This is a genomic window from Fibrobacter sp. UWB11 (assembly GCF_900143015.1).
Lineage (GTDB): Bacteria > Fibrobacterota > Fibrobacteria > Fibrobacterales > Fibrobacteraceae > Fibrobacter.
The window spans coordinates 25417-39792 of the sequence record NZ_FSRT01000006.1 but is presented as its reverse complement, the minus strand read 5'-3'; the positions used below and the strand labels follow the sequence as shown (position 1 = coordinate 39792).

General features: G+C 48.6%; 11 protein-coding genes and 1 tRNA gene. 2 read left to right on the top strand and 10 right to left on the bottom strand.

The window, feature by feature from the left end; all coding sequences use genetic code 11:
• Positions 1-8: 8 nt before the first annotated feature.
• From uvrA to BUQ91_RS15210, 3 genes are all read right to left on the bottom strand, one after another.
• Entirely contained in the window at positions 9-5303 is a 5295-nt protein-coding gene (gene uvrA / locus BUQ91_RS15220) for an excinuclease ABC subunit UvrA (protein WP_074209893.1), read from the bottom strand.
• Between the two features lie 229 nt (positions 5304-5532).
• Entirely contained in the window at positions 5533-5886 is a 354-nt protein-coding gene (locus BUQ91_RS15215; RefSeq protein WP_072831094.1) for a hypothetical protein, read from the bottom strand.
• Entirely contained in the window at positions 5883-6479 is a 597-nt protein-coding gene (locus tag BUQ91_RS15210) for a hypothetical protein (RefSeq protein ID WP_139255965.1), read from the bottom strand. The genes BUQ91_RS15215 and BUQ91_RS15210 overlap by 4 nt, the downstream gene beginning before the upstream one ends.
• Positions 6480-6619: 140 nt before the next feature.
• On the opposite strand from BUQ91_RS15210, the gene BUQ91_RS15205 reads away from it, so the two are divergent.
• The gene (locus BUQ91_RS15205; protein WP_074209892.1) at positions 6620-7996 is read left to right on the top strand and encodes an FISUMP domain-containing protein; all 1377 of its coding nucleotides are present in this window, start codon (positions 6620-6622) and stop codon (positions 7994-7996) included.
• Between the two features lie 116 nt (positions 7997-8112).
• Positions 8113-8185, top strand: a tRNA-Ala gene (locus BUQ91_RS15200).
• Between the two features lie 36 nt (positions 8186-8221).
• On the opposite strand, the gene BUQ91_RS15195 is transcribed toward BUQ91_RS15200, so the two are convergent.
• The 7 genes from BUQ91_RS15195 to BUQ91_RS15165 all read right to left on the bottom strand — a co-directional run bounded on the left by BUQ91_RS15195 (position 8222) and on the right by BUQ91_RS15165 (position 14268).
• Positions 8222-9376, bottom strand: coding sequence for a hypothetical protein (locus BUQ91_RS15195; RefSeq protein WP_074209891.1), 1155 nt, complete (start codon positions 9374-9376; stop codon positions 8222-8224).
• Positions 9377-9880 (bottom strand): hypothetical protein, encoded by a 504-nt coding sequence (locus BUQ91_RS15190; RefSeq protein ID WP_083601317.1) that lies wholly within the window; start codon positions 9878-9880, stop codon positions 9377-9379.
• Positions 9881-9918: 38 nt separating this feature from the next.
• Positions 9919-11373, bottom strand: coding sequence for a sigma-54 interaction domain-containing protein (locus tag BUQ91_RS15185; protein ID WP_074209889.1), 1455 nt, complete (start codon positions 11371-11373; stop codon positions 9919-9921).
• Positions 11374-11397: 24 nt separating this feature from the next.
• On the bottom strand, positions 11398-12570 hold the full coding sequence (locus BUQ91_RS15180; RefSeq protein ID WP_074209888.1) for a serine/threonine protein kinase: 1173 nt from the start codon (positions 12568-12570) through the stop codon (positions 11398-11400).
• Positions 12567-13241 carry a tetratricopeptide repeat protein gene (locus tag BUQ91_RS15175; protein ID WP_254842397.1) on the bottom strand — a complete coding sequence of 225 codons (675 nt, stop codon included), beginning with the start codon at positions 13239-13241 and terminating at the stop codon, positions 12567-12569. The genes BUQ91_RS15180 and BUQ91_RS15175 overlap by 4 nt, the downstream gene beginning before the upstream one ends.
• A 120-nt stretch (positions 13242-13361) precedes the next feature.
• The gene (locus BUQ91_RS15170) at positions 13362-13793 is read right to left on the bottom strand and encodes a DUF3332 family protein (RefSeq protein WP_072831134.1); all 432 of its coding nucleotides are present in this window, start codon (positions 13791-13793) and stop codon (positions 13362-13364) included.
• Positions 13794-13905: 112 nt separating this feature from the next.
• Positions 13906-14268 (bottom strand): NUDIX hydrolase, encoded by a 363-nt coding sequence (locus tag BUQ91_RS15165; RefSeq protein WP_074209886.1) that lies wholly within the window; start codon positions 14266-14268, stop codon positions 13906-13908.
• Between the last annotated feature and the right edge of the window lie 108 nt (positions 14269-14376).

Genomic DNA, 14376 nt, shown 5'->3' with positions numbered 1-14376 from the left:
AAGATGTTCTAAAATTTTGACGAATTAACGCCCATTTCAAGCAAGTAACCGCCCTTTGCACCGCCAACAGGCCCCAATTCGACCTTCCAGTCCGCCAAACGGATAATATCCGGATGGTGCTCAATGACAATGACCGTATCGCCACGCGCCGAAAGCCTACGCAAGAGGTTCCACAGAATCTGGATATCCTTCAAATGAAGCCCCGTTGTCGGTTCGTCGAGCAGGTAGACCATTTCATTTGCCGGACGGCGGCAAAGTTCAGCAGCAAGCTTTAAGCGCTGGGATTCACCGCCCGAAAGCGTCGTCACGGGTTGACCGAGTTTCACGTACGGGAGGCCCACATCGCGGAGACATTCGAGTTTCGGCAAAATTTTCGGCTGGTCCTTGAAGAATTCGCAGGCTTCGACAATGCGCATGTCAAGCACGTCAGCAATGTTCTTGCCCTTGAACGTGACCGTAAGAGTTTCTTGATTGTAACGTTTGCCACCGCAGACTTCACAAGTTTCCCAAATATCCGAGAGGAAGTGCATTTCGACAGCGACGGCGCCACGGCCCTCGCAAGCGGGGCAACGGCCTCGCGCAAGGTTATAGCTAAAGCGACCGTAATCGAAGCCCTTCATCTTGGACTGTTCGAGCTTCGCGAACAGCTTGCGGATATCGTCAAAGACACCTGTAAAGCTTGCCGGCGTACTGCGTGGCGTTCCCGAAATCGGGCTCTGGTCCACAAGCAAGACTTCGCCGCTCTGTTTTTTGCGTCCACGCGCCTGAAACTGTTTTTTAAGCGCCGGGAATATTTCATCAACAACAAGAGAACTCTTGCCCGATCCCGAAACGCCACAGACAACGCTCACCGCCTTTTTCGGGAATTTCACAGACAAATTTTTCAAGTTATTCGCCTTGAGGTTCTTGAATTCATAGAATTCCGTATCCTCCGTAATGCGCACCGGTTCCAGCTGGTTAGCGACCGGCGTGGAATACGTAAGGAACTTGACCGTTTCGCTGCGCGGGAACTGCTGCAACGCATACGGTTTTGCAAGTTCCGCTGGACTTCCTTCGGCAACAACTTCACCGCCAAAGTCTCCAGCACCAGGGCCCATATCGATAATGTGGTCTGCGGCCTGCATCATCTTAATGTCGTGTTCCACAACCACAAGCGTATTGCCCAAATCGCGCAAGCGGTAAAGTGTATCGAGAAGTTTCGCGGTATCGCTTTCGTGAAGGCCCACAGTCGGTTCATCAAGCACATAAAGTACGCCTTCAAGGCCGCTGCCGATTTGGCTTGCCAAGCGGATACGCTGGGATTCACCTCCCGAGAGCGTATCGCCCGCACGGTCAAGACCAATGTAGCCAAGGCCCACGCTAATCAAGAAGTCCAAACGACCAATGATTTCGCGGAGGAGCGGAGAGGCAATTGTCGTTTTACTTTGGATGGATGCAGAAGTCGCATTTTCTTCCTGGGTGAAATCCACCTTTGCAAACCAATCGCGAGCTTCGGCAATGCTCATGTGATGCACATCCATAATGTTCTTGCCCAAGATGCGCACCGCAAGATATTCTGGCTTCAAGCGTTCGCCATGGCAATCCGGGCATTCTTCGCCATCCTTAAAATGACCAAGACCAAGGCATGTTTCGCAGGCGCCCCAGTGCGTATTGAAACTGAAATGCTTGGGGTTCAGCGCGGAATCCATGTACCAGCCGCAATCCGGGCAACCCGGCTTTTCGCTTGCAGCGAGACGTTCTTCGCCATCGCAATCCACGTAGAGAATTCCGTTACCATCGCGGTAGCCGCGTTCAAACGCTTCAACAAGGCGAGCACGATTTTCTTCCTTGACCACCACAGAATCGACTACAGCCAGCAACTGCTTTTCGCGTGTCGGGACTTTGGGCAGCGGGAGTTCCACAAGCTTTTTGCCAAGATATGCCTTGCGGTAACCCTTTTCCGTGAGAATCTTGGACAACTTAATTTCGTCCTTGATTTCGAACGGAGCAAGCACCGTCACCATCTTGTTGATGTCTCGGTCAAAAGCAAACTGCATCAAGTCGCCAGCGGCATAAGAGCTGACCGGCTTTCCGCATTTCAAACAATGCGCCGTGCCTACGCGAGCCCACAAAATGCGGAAGTAGTCGTAAATCTCAGTGAGCGTTGCGACCGTACTACGCGGGCTCTTGCTTGCGCTCTTTTGGTCAATTGCAATCGCAGGCGCCAAGCCCGAAATGGAATCAATGCTACCACGGTCAGGGCGACCCAAGAATCGACGAGCATACGTGCTAAGCGTTTCGACAAAGCGGCGCTGGCCTTCGCTAAAGAGCGTATGGAACGCGAGGCTCGACTTGCCCGAGCCCGAAACGCCCGTAATCACGGTAAGCTTATGGCGCGGAATCGTCACATCGATGTTTTTGAGGTTGTGCTTGCGCGCACCGTGAACTTCGATATCGAGCGAGTAATCTTCGCCCTTTTCATCCGTGCGTTCAAAATGTTTGTTTTCGCCATGCTTTTTCGCCAAGACCGGAGCCAAGTAACGCCCCGTCTCCGACTTTTTGCATTTGGCAATTTGTTCGGGAGTTCCCGTCGCGATAATGCGGCCGCCATTCACGCCCGCATCCGGGCCCAAATCGATAATCCAGTCTGCACACTTGATCACATCGAGGTTGTGTTCAATCACCACGACGCTGTTGCCGAGACTGCGCAAGCGGTTCAAACATTCGAGCAATCGGCGGATATCTTCAAAATGCAAACCGGTTGTCGGTTCGTCGAGCAAGTAAAGCGTCTTGCCCGTACCCGGACGGCGGAGTTCCGAAGCAATTTTCACTCGTTGCGCTTCGCCACCGCTCAAAGTTGTGGAAGGCTGACCGAGCGTGAGGTAGCCAAGGCCTACTTCGCAAAGGAGCTTGAGCGGTTCTGCAATTTTTGGAATGTCCTTGAAAAATTCAGCGGCTTCGCTGATGCTCATGTCGAGCACTTCCGAAATATTCTTGCCCTTAAAATAAACTTCACGGGTCGCTTCGTTAAAGCGTTTGCCGTCGCACACATCACAAGTGACTTGCACGCTCGGCAAAATGTGCATGTCGATGACCTTCACGCCCGCACCTTCGCAAGCATCGCAACGGCCACCCTTCACGTTAAAGCTAAAGCGACTCTTCGTGTACCCGCGCACCTTGCTTTCTTCCATACCCGCAAACAAGTCGCGGATATCGTCCCAAATTTTCGTATAAGTCGCCGGGTTGCTGCGCGGGGTGCGCCCAATCGGCGTCTGGTCAATTTCGATGACCTTGTCGATGTTTTCGAGACCTTCCAAATGGTCAAACTTGCCGACCGGTTCTTCGGAATTGTAGAACACGCGGGCAAGTTCACGGCGCAAAATCTGGTTGATGAGCGTGCTTTTGCCCGAGCCAGAAACGCCCGTCACAACAGTAAACGCACCACCCAGCGGGATTTCCACATCAATGTTCTTGAGGTTGTTTTCGCAAGCACCGCAAATCTTAAGCTTCGGCGTCTTTGCATCAATCTTCATGCGCTGTGTCGGAATTTCAATCGCCTTGCGACCGCTCAAATAAGCGCCCGTAAGCGAAGACTTGTTCTTTTCCAATTCTTCGACAGTGCCTGCCGCCAAAATGCGACCGCCTTCGACACCCGCGCCAGGGCCCACATCAATCACGCAATCCGCATGACGCATCGTATCCTCATCGTGTTCCACGATGAGAAGGCTGTTGCCTTGGGCTCGCAAGCGCTCGAGCATCTCGAGCAACTTATCGTTGTCACGTGGGTGCAGCCCAATACTTGGTTCATCAAGCACATAAAGCACGCCCTGGAGCCCCGCACCCACGGCGCTTGCGAGCCTGATACGCTGCGCCTCACCGCCCGAAAGCGTCGAAGCCTTGCGGCTAATGTCCAAATAGCCAAGGCCCACCGCCTTCAAGAATCCAAGGCGCCCGCGGATTTCCTTGAGCACTTCGCGACCGATGCGCTGTTCCTTGGGGCTCAACTTGAGCTTATCAAAAAACTCAACGGACTTTTCAACAGACCATTCCGTCATCTCGCAAATGTTATGACCGTGGAAATCGACGGCCGCCGCAATGCGGTTGATTCGCGTTCCGTGACATTCCGGACAAACGCCAATCTGCATATACTTTCGGAAGTGGTAAATATGCCACATGTCCCAAAGTTCCTGCATAATCGTCACCACACCGCGTTCACTCCCGCTCGGAGTCCCGTAAAGCACGGCATCCTGCTGCGCCTTTTTGAGCTTATTCCACGGCGTATCAAGCGAAAAGTGCATTTCGTTTGCAATCGTGCGCAAATTGCGCCAACCGAAATCGCTAAAGATAATGCAACCGTCGTCCTTCTTTTGCGGGGCAAGGCAACCCTCTTTCAAAGACAAATCCGGATTCGGCACAATCAAATTGATATCGAACTTGCAACTTTCGCCAAGGCCCTTGCAGGCGGGGCATTGCCCCTTCGGGTCGTTAAAGCTAAAGAATCGCGGTTCGAGTTCCGGGATAGAAATTCCGCACTTCGGACAAGCGAGTTGCGTACCCTGCAAGCGGTATTCTTCCTTCGCGGCACCATCCACGCCCGCCTCCTGCGATGTCAGCAAGAACGACACGAGCTTTCCGTCCGTGAGCTTCAAGGCACCTTCAATCGCCTCGCGCAAACGGCTCATGTTCTTGCGTTCGAGCGTCAAGCGGTCAATCACCACTTCAATCGTGTGCTTCTCGTAACGCACCAACAGCGGCACTTCTTCGAGCCTGTAAATCGTCCCATCCACGCGCACGCGGACAAATCCATTTTCCTTGAGCTCCGCGAGTTCCTTGCGGTATTCGCCCTTGCGCTCCTGCACAATCGGCGCCATCACCAAAATCTTTTTATTCTCGTCGCTAGCGTACAAGTTATCGACAATCTGGTCGACGGACTGCGCCTGAATCACCTTGCCACACTTAGGGCAATGCGGAACGCCGAGGCGAGCAAACATCAAACGGTAATGGTCCAAAATCTCGACCACCGTACCCACCGTACTGCGCGGGTTACGGTTCACCGTCTTCTGGTCAATCGAAATCGTCGGCGAAATTCCGCGAACGCTTTCCACATCCGGATGCTTCATGCGGCCGATGAACTGGCGCGCATACGCCGAAAGCGACTCCACAAAGCGGCGTTGCCCTTCCTGGAACACCGTATCAAAGGCAAGGCTCGACTTGCCCGAGCCCGAAACGCCTGTGACCACGACAATCGAGTCGCGGGGAATCGTCAAATCGACATGGCGGAGGTTGTGTTCATGAGCATCGCGGATAACTATGGATTTCGTCATGCGCCAGAATATAGAAAAAGACCGTCTAATTGTCTAAAAGTTAGTGAACATTTGGATAGAAAAGTCTTCGACAAGCATTTTCTTTGCCATCTCGCGCGCTTTTTCTTCCGCTCCTTGTTTAACACCTTTCATCTTGATCTAGGCGAGGTAATCCAGTTCTTCTTCCGTCAAAACCATACTCTTTACCTGAACCTTTTTAAATGTATCAGGAGAAAACCTTCACTTAAAACTATCCGACTAAAAATCCCCACAATCGCTTTGCATAGTGGAAGATGAAGCACACGAAATAGATTAACCAAAAAGAGGCATAAGGCAAAATCGGAACAACACCAATCGCCGCAAAAAACATCCAAACTTTATTTTGTACAATTTTGATTTTCAGCGAGAACAAATCAAGCAACAACAAAACAGCCGACACAAGCATCAATAAAGTAAACAGCAAAGCAATTATGCGAAACGGCACGTTGTCTACAGAATCCATGTTTCCTGTAATCAAGAACGTTGGCGTATAATGAATTGCCAAGCAGACAGCAGCAATAAAGGCTGTCAAAGTAAAGAGTTTATTTATCAATTTCTTGATCAATTGGACCACTCCTTAGCGCAATGAGCTGAAATGACATCCTTGCCCGGAGCTCTTTTTTTAACGTCGAACGGAGCACTTTTCTGAAGTACGATTTTATCGCTAAACGGGCTAGGCTCAATTGTAAAGCCATCAAATGGTTCAGCATCATAAAAAATTACGATAGAATCTTGCCGTTCATCAATCCCAATACCCGTCCCCTGAACAACAGCCCCAATACCTCCACGCGGTTCAAACCTGTATGTCAAAATATTTTTTTTGACATTATCCACATCCTGATATTGGAGATGCCAAACATAAAGAGCCCTAGAATCAACAAAGAAGTCATACCAAAATGATTCGTTCTGAGTTTCCCGTTCTAGAAAAAGTTTCTTGCCATCCAACTTGCATTGCTTTGCGCCTTTATTTTTCGCCCGAAAGCCAAACAAATCCCCCGGATAATTATTCTCATAAACGGGATAAGTATCCCCCGCTATTGGATTAAAACAGGTGTGACAAAAAGACAAGTACGAAAGAAAGATTATGGTAAAGGCTATTTTGGCCCACAAATCTTTCTTTTTAAAACATTCAATCGCTTGAGATACTTTTTCAATCATTTGCATACAGCAAGCAGAATATACAAAAATAAATTTCTGAATCGTTTTAGGAATATATTTTTATTTTTCTACCGCTATTCCAAGACTTGAAGTCCTGGAATCCTTTATAGAATTTTAATCCTTTTAATATGGAGAATCACATGAACAAATTGTTATGGCATTCGTCCCTTGCTTTGGCGACTGCCGCCTCCCTTACGGCTTGTGGCGATGACATTACCGAAATCACGAAAACTGGAATTGAATCGGTGAATGCTTATGAGAATCTCGCGAAATGCGAAGACAAGAATGATGGTGAAATGGTCTTTGTAAAGGATTCTGGTGCAGTTTATCTGTGTTCCGACAAGAAATGGAATGATATAAACGGCAACGACGGCAAAGACGGTAAGGATGGGAAAAACGGAGCCGATGGAAAGGATGGCGCAGACGGCAAAGATGGCACCAATGGAAAAAATGGTGACAACGGCAAGGACGGCAAAAACGGCAACGACGGCAAGTCCGCTTACGAAATTGCAAAAGAGAACGGTTTCAAGGGAACAGAAACCGAATGGCTAAAATCGCTAAAGGGTGAATCCGGTGAAGGTTGCACAGCCAAGTCGGTGGAAAACGGCGTTGAAATTACTTGTGGCAATTCGGACCCGCTTGTGATTCATAATGGTACTAATGGCACAAACGCAAGTGATGACTGCAAAATTACAGATGATAAGGACGGAGTCATTACGCTTAATTGCACCGAAGGCGAGTACATTCTGATTAAAAAACTCTATAAGGCTTTTTGTGGCGAAACACCTTACGATCCAGAGACACATTTCTGTTTTGACAACAAACAGGTTGTTAGCCTTTGTAAAGGTAAAGAATACAATCCTGAAAATGAATTCTGCGCGAAGAAAAGCATTGTTGTTGATGGAATCTATAAGATGGTTAAGATAGGACAACAAACCTGGATGGCAAATAACTTGAGCACCCCAACTCTAGAAAGCAAGTGCGGTGGTGGAAACGGAACAGAAGAAGGAGATTGCTCCAAGTATGGTCGTCTTTATCACTGGGCAGACGCAGTGGGCATGAGCAATAGTCTGTGCGGTAATGGTAAGAAATGTAATCTAGCCTCTAGAGTTCAGGGAATATGCCCTGATGGCTGGCATCTGCCATCGCAGGCGGAATTGGAAATCCTGATCAACATAGTAAATACGTCAACAGACCCAGAAAAAAATGATGCCGGTTTACACCTTAAGGCTAATTCTGATTTGTGGATTGATTATAAGGATCAAAACAAGGTAACTCAAAGTGGAGCGGGCGATAACACCTCCGGCTTTACCGCATTGCCTAGTGGCCAGTACAGCGCCGATGAATCCAAGTTCAAATTCAATGGCGAAGCCGCCTATTTCTGGAGTTCCACGGAGATCAGCGACGGCAGTGCTTATTCCATTCTTGTGGTGAATGACGATAACATAGCACATTACGGCGGCAGCTTTGGAAAAGATATTATGTATTCTGTTCGCTGCATCCAAGACACGCCTTAAGGCTGAATTAATATTTATTTGTAAAAAATAAGAACCTCCCATAGCGGTCTAGACGACTGAGTCACTTGCCAAATATATATGGTTTAGCTATATTCTCCCCGCTAACAAATAGCTATGGGGATATAGCTCAGTTGGTAGAGCGACAGGTTCGCAATCTGTAGGTCATGGGTTCGACTCCCACTATCTCCACGCAAAAGAGGCAAGCACCGCTTGCCTCTTTTGTTTTTAAAAGTCCCACTTGACGCCGAGTTTCAGCTGTGTAAGCGTAGAACTTTCGGTATAAATTTTCTTGTAAAAGCGCGGTAAATAAAGGCGAGTGTACCTGCGGTCAACGCCCAAGTAATAGTTCAACTTCCAATGTTTCCAAGAAACAGTTGCACCCCATGTGCCGCTAAACTTCCTGATTTTTTCAAACTCACTATCCGGACCGCCAACAGCAAAGCGGTAGTACAAATTCAATTTTCCTTCAACCGTAATGCGATTCTTAAACTTGTACGAAATTCTAGAACGGAAAATCGGGCCAAGCCATTTTCCTAGAGCATATCGGAACATCAAATCATCTGCAGTCAACGTTCCCGTTGTATCGTTTATAACATCATCGTATGAATGGAAGTAGGCTTTATAATCAAAGACGGAATCCGCTTCGTACTTTGCGCCCACATAGACTGTACCGTTCAAGCCTTCCGCCGCGGTCCTATGCCACGATCCATACAACGCAAGTGACATCGGGCCCGAAGTCTGGTAGTAAGCCCAAGCCACGGCTCCCACGCGCTGTTTTTCAAAGCGGAACAATTCCTTTTCAAACCAAACGTAAAAATCCGACGAAAGGCTTTTACCTTCGATATTGAAATCATAGCCCAAATCCAAAAGCATCGATTTTCCGAGCAACGTATATTCAAGGCCAAGAACAATATTCCAATCATTGGTATCGAGCACCGGCATATTGTTGTTATTCAAGAAGTAATCGCCCTGCACCGAAGCCGCAAACGTATGAGCCCAATCTCCAGAAATATAATCCAGATACGGATTTACATTCAGGAAAAGGTCTCCACCCATTTCACCTTTATCCATACCGGTTTCTTTGTAGTGCAATCCATAGAGTCCAAGTTCTCCAGCAACATGGAGAGCATCCCAAAAGCTAACGCTTATGGTATCGCTTACTTCGGACTTTCCAAGCGCAGCCTTATAATCGCGAATGATTCCCTGAATTTCTTCGGTGTATTCACCCGGCAATGCGGCAGCCTCTTCAAACGCTTGGAGTGCAGCAGAAATATCGCCTGCTTCTTCGAACTTCAACGCGCGATAATACGCTTCCTCCTGCGTCTCGGCAAAGAGCGCAGTGGCAAGCACTAGCAAAATTAAACCAAACAAAGCCCTCATTTACTTTCTCTGATTCGGTCCCTTATTCCAGTCACGCGGATTTTGTTGTTGCCATGGATTACGTTCTATCGGATGCGGCGTAAACGGACGCTTCGGTACCATGTGACCAGGATCAAACGGGAAACCTTCAAACGGTCCCTTTGGCGGTTCCATTTCATCCTTTTTATTTTCACGAATAAGTTCGTCCTTCGGTTTATCCTTAGGCTCGAAGTTCTTTTCGACAGGCTTTTCGAGAACAGGAGCACTTACAGCGGCCCCGCGCAATTCGTTCTTCTCGACAGCCGTTTTATTCCTCAGACTTTCAAGAATCTGTTGACGGGCGGCACGGCGTTCTTCGCGCAATTTCTGCCAATCCACATTCTCTTTTTCCGACATGTTCGGAATTTTGTCTACGGCCTCTCGAGTTTCAACAGGCGTCGGGACGCTTGCTTCCGGGCGAGAACCCAAATCGCTAGCCATGGCTGTCGCTGCCACCACTGCAGACGCCACTACGATTTTTTTCATAACCACACTCCTTAATTTTAACATGTTACCAAGCATCCCTATACCTTAAAGTCTTCTTTTTTCAAGTTCAAACGCTCCATGATTTCACGCAGCACCTTACGGTCAATGCCAAGAATCGTCGATGCAAGCGTCAAGTTCGCATTCGAATCCTTGAGGGCGCGCGAAATAACTTCGCGTTCGACCGCTTCGCGGGCTTCCTTGAGCGTACGCGGAGATTCCTTTGCCTGTACTTGCATATCGTCAAGGCCCAAATCTTTGGGCTGAATTACACCATGCACAGCCTGCACCAAGCCTTTTTGCACGCGGTTTTCAAGTTCACGCACATTGCCCGGCCAGTGGTAGCCCAGCAGAGCCTTTTCTGCATTGCGGCTCAAGTGGAATTTTCCACGGCCATATTCGGCACCGTAACGTTGTATAAAACTTTCAGCCAGCAAAACCACATCCTGACCGCGATCGCGGAGCGGCGGGAGTTCAAGCGGCAACACCTGAATGCGGAAATACAAATCTTCACGGAATCGCTTTTCGCGCACGGCCTCTTCCAAGTCCACATGCGTTGCACTAATCACGCGCACGTTCACCGGAATTTCGCGATTGTCGCCCACACGCGTAATATGCTTTTCTTGCAACACGCGCAAGAGTTTTACCTGCATATTGAGCGGAAGTTCGCCAATTTCATCGAGGAAAATCGTACCGCCATCAGCTTCTTCGAAAAAGCCTTTCTTGTTTTCGATAGCGCCCGTAAAAGAACCCTTCGCATGTCCAAACATGAGCGATTCCATCAAGTGTTCCGGAATAGCGCCACAGTTTACCGCAATGAACGGCTTTTCAGCACGAGGACTATGCTTGTGGATATAACGCGCCATCACTTCCTTGCCGGTTCCTGTCTCACCGCGAATAATCACCGGGAGCGGGAGCGGAGAAAGTTTATCGGCCATGGCTATCACATCGACCATCGGCTTGGATGAATAAACTATTCCATCCTTGCGGACAACATTCTTGAGCGTATCAAGCGATTCCTTGTCACGCAAGCGGTCGTATGCGGCAAAAGCAAACTTTTCACAGACAGCCACAAAAGAATCAAAGAGCGCGCTATCTTCTTCGGTAAACGGTTCCTTGCGGGCTGCGCGTTGCAAATAGAGGTACCCAGCCTCGGAATCGGGCGTGCGGAACGGAGATACCATAATGCTCGTGAGCTGGTTCTGCACAATCGACTTGGACAAGTCCGCCGATTCGTCATCGAGCTGGTTCCACACTACAGCACGCTTTTCATTTTTCGCGAGCTTGATTGCCGAAATAGAAATTGAAACTTTTTCAGGGTTCGAAAAATGGAGCGGTTCCTCGCCACCGATGTCCAAGACAGCGGCATCGGCGTGCAAAACATCCTTGGCAACTTCTAGAATTTTCGGGAAAAGAGCCTCAGGCTGCTCTTCATCTAAAAGAGTCTTGACCACATCAAGCATCTTTTCTGTGGCGAGCATAGATTCCGATTTCATAACAAAGCCCTATAGTTTGCGCTATTATTCAGCGGCAGGTACAGGGAGTTCCAAAAGCAAACTATCCACCTTCAAATCGGGCGTTTTTTCGCTTTCCGTAGACGTCTCCATGCTCCTCGACCGCTTCAACAGCTGGTCCCCCGTTGCATCGATACCGAAACGCATTGTTCCACCCGAAAGCAACAGAACTATCAAAGCTAATATAAGTACCAAAATGCCCAAAACGCTCCATTTTAGCCAATTATTTTTCTTACGAACAGCAAATGGGAGGCCGTTTTCGAGGTCGTTTGGAACTTTTAGTACCACATTCTCGGACTTCAAATTCGATTCCACAAACTGCGACACAAGCGTCGCAAGCGCAACTTCTCCATTAGAAACTTTATCGAGAGCAATCTCCAAAAGTTCGTCAAGTTCATCAAAATCCTCGACGCGTTCCGACGGGTCGGAACAGAGAAGCCCTGCCCACAGGGCTTCTAGCGCCTTTAACTGGACCGCCCCTTCCGGCATTTCAAAGGCGAGCGTCGAGTAAAGCTTTTCGACAATGTTCAAGGACTCTACATTTGCCATCTGCTCGGCAAATTGCTCATAGCCATCGGCGACTACTAAATCCTCGCCCACAATCCAGCGGTACAGCAAAAGACCAAGGCTAAAGAGGTCGCTCTTTTCGTCGGCAGGCTTGCCCTGAAAACGTTCCGGAGCGGCATACGCAAGCGCACCCGGCCCAACAATGCCGCAATCAATCAACACCGCGCGCAGTCCCAGGCCCGCAGATTTCGAGCGATCTGACGCATCGGATTCCCCAGCAGCAAAAATCACATTCGCTGGGCTCAAGTCCCCATGCGACACGCCCTGTTTCCGCAAAGCCGCAAGCGTAGAAACGACCTGACGCAAAGCCACAAGCGAGGCGGTCACCGGGAGCCGTCCAAGTCCATCCGAAGAAACACCTGCAATATAATCGTAAATCAGATACGGAGTTCCATTGCGTTTACCCCATTCTTCAATGCGGTACAAACCAGGAACATGTACTTTGCTCGCACGGTCTACAATATTTTCGTCAACAGAAAAACCTTCGTTGTACCACTTGAGCACATGCGGTGCGCCACCGATATTCAAAAGATAAATAGAAGCCTCGCCGCCTCGATGCAGCAAATAGCCTCCCGTCACGGAGTCCAAAAGCGATTTTTCGGATTTTCTCATAGTTTACCCGAATAAACCATGGCCTTGAGCGAATCTTCCGCCACGCGAGTCCACTTGGCGAGTACAGCATCCTCTGGTAACGCCTCGTGCCCCATCGACCAAATATCCCATGCAGATTCGTAATCGTGCACGTTCCAGTAGAGGTTGCCGAGGTTCACGTAAGCCGATGCAAATTTCGGCTGCTTCGTCACGATGTAGGCATAAATTTTCTTGGCACCTTCGGTATCGCCCTGGCCGGCAAGAATCAATGCCTTGAGATTGTAACTAAAGTAATTTTCCGGATCAAGCTGGATAGACTTGTCCAAAAGCGACATCACCTTTGCCTGGGCATTTTCGGCAAGCTTTGCACGAGCAAGATAAAATAACGACGTCGAATACATGGGTTTAGACTTTTCACCCGTATCGACCACAGATAAAATCTTGAATTCGCGAACCGTACGTTCCCAATACGAAAGCGTACTTTCCTTTAAGCGTTCCTTGTCTTCGGCAATCGCATAGTAGGCAATAGCAAGCCCATATCGAGCATCCCTGTTCGCAGGCTCCAAATCCAGGACCTTCGAAAAATTCATGACCGCACGTTCATAATCACCAATGCGGAGCGCCTCATCGCCACGCGACAAATCGTTTCCGTTGCAAGCACAAAGAACCGCCGCGAAAAGAATCGCGAACAAAGCCCCGAAAGGGTTAAACAAACGATTTTGAACAACCCGACATTGCATGCTAGAAGTATATATAAAAAAACGCCCTCCGGATATCCAGAGAGCGTTCTAATGACGAAATTTGTTTGTCGATTACTTTTCGATTTCGTACTGGGCAACGAGGTCGCCCTGAGCGTCGAATGCACGGACAACGTTCTCATCACGCTGGAGAGTGAGGTTGGAAACTTCGCCCTTAGCGGTGGTGAGCTGCACAGAGAGAGAACCATCTTCGTTCTTCACAGCAGCAACGGAGTTGCCCTGAGCGTCCTTTTCATAGTAGGAATCGCCAGCTGCAAACGGATTGGAGCCCGTCCAGAATTCAATGGTGTTGACAAAGAGGAAGTCAACAAAGCCAAAGCAGAGGACGTAGGCCGGAGTAGCAAGGAAGTGAACCAAGGACTTAGCCCACTTGTTGGAAATCTTGCCAATGGCACCATGGAGCCACTTGGTAGAGCCATAGCTACCATAGCAGCCAGAGAGAACGATCATACCTGCGCAAGCAAGAGCGAGGAAAGCCTTCTTCATAATTACAAACTCCTTATATTTAAGTGTTTTTGTTTTTGCAAAAATATAAGAAAGAACCATAATATTTGCTAGAGGAACGCCTTACGTGTATCATTAATTTACAATTCATGATTCATCTAGTGAGCAAAGTCACATGGGGTTCAAGTACACGAAGTGTCCTTAAATGACACGGTTTCACCCACCGGAAATCATCATACCCATATATATGGATAAAATTCTTCTCGAGTTCCACCCCGTACGCCAAAATCCGGTAACCTTCGCCATACGAAAAATCAACCGCCCCTACACGCTGCAAAGATCGTGTTTTTGCGGTCAAGCGCTCAAAAAAGACCCTTTCCAGAGCATTTTCGGCAGGTTCATCCCCCTCCAAAGTTTCGGTCGGCAGTTCCCAACACCCCTGGAAAGGCACCCCGGTGGCCCTTTTACACATCAAAATTCGACCATTTTTCTTGACTATACCACAAACAGCCATCATTTTGCCCCTCCTGAACGAACCTTCGCAACTTTTTGCTTGCATTTCTTTTATTTTTTTAATAAATCTACAAATATCATACATTCTTGATACATTTGACGTTTTGGAAAA